The organism is Streptomyces sp. NPDC002537, assembly GCF_053594975.1.
Map to the genome: position 1 here is coordinate 1 of NZ_JBSFWT010000198.1, position 1,235 is coordinate 1,235.

A 1,235-nucleotide genomic window follows, 5' to 3' on the forward strand; every position below is an offset into this window, starting at 1 on the left:
CACTTTCTCGTGCCGCGCGTTCGACACCTATCTTCCGTTCAAACTCGTCGGCGGCATCAGAAAGGGACGGCCGAACGCCACCGACCTGGAGTCGGGCACGGCCCGGGTGACCGGACCCCTGGGCGAGCCGGTCACGGCCGCGTACGCGCTGCGCGACGACACCGCGGTGGTGGAGATGGCGGAGGCCTCGGGCCTGCGGCGGCTGCCGCGCGGGACATACGCGCCGCTCACGGCCGGTACGCGGGGCACCGGGGAACTGCTGCGGGCCGCGCTCGACGCGGGCGCCCGCACGATCGTCCTCGGCGTCGGCGGCAGCGCCGGCACGGACGGCGGGGCGGGCATGCTGAGCGCGCTGGGCGCGCGCCTCACCGACGCGCACGGGCGGCCGCTCGCCCCCGGCGGCGGACCACTCGCGGGGCTCGCCCACGCGGACCTGTCCGGGCTGGACCCACGGCTCACCCGGACCCGGGTCGTCCTCGCGAGCGACGTCGACAACCCGCTGACGGGCCCCAAGGGCGCGGCGGCGGTCTACGGGCCGCAGAAGGGCGCCTCCCCGGACGACGTGGCCGCGCTGGACGCGGCCCTGGCCCACTACGCCCACACCCTGGCGGAGGCCGCCGGCCCACGGGCCGCCGAGTACGCGCGGGCGCCGGGCGCGGGCGCGGCGGGCGGTGTGGGGTACGGGGCACTCGTCGGCCTGGACGCGACGTTCCGGCCGGGCATCGAGGTGCTGCTCGACGTACTGGGCTTCGCCGCCGCGCTGGAACGGACGGACCTGGTGATCACGGGGGAGGGGTCCCTGGACGCGCAGACCCTCCACGGCAAGGCACCGGCGGGGGTGGCGGCGGCCGCGCGCCGGCGCGGCGTGCCGGTGGTGGCGGTCTGTGGGGTGCTGTCCCTCGACGAGGGTGCGCTGCGGGCGGCGGGCATCGCACGGGCCTACGCCCTTGCTTCGCTGGAGCCGGACCGCGAGCGGTGCATGGCCCTCGCCGGGCCGCTGCTGGAACGGCTGGCCGAACGGGTGGCCCGGGATTTCTTCCCCTGACCCGCCCCTTCCCGAAACTGGGGGAGACCCCCGGACCCCCAAAGCGGCTGCGCCGCTTGTCCTCAATCGCCGGACGGGCTGGATTTCGCGGACCGTGGTCCGCACACTGCGGGCCCGCAGGTTCAAGGCCACGGTCCGCACATCCAGCCCGTCCGGGGGGTGTGGGGGGGGCCGCCGGCCGCGGAGATGG

General features: G+C 76.8%; 1 protein-coding gene. It reads left to right on the forward strand.

Features of this window, described 5'->3' with window-relative positions:
- A partial coding sequence (locus ACWD4A_RS35370; protein WP_451200581.1) for a glycerate kinase occupies positions 1–1,045 on the forward strand: 1,045 nt, incomplete at its 5' end.
- Positions 1,046–1,235: the final 190 nt, after the last annotated feature.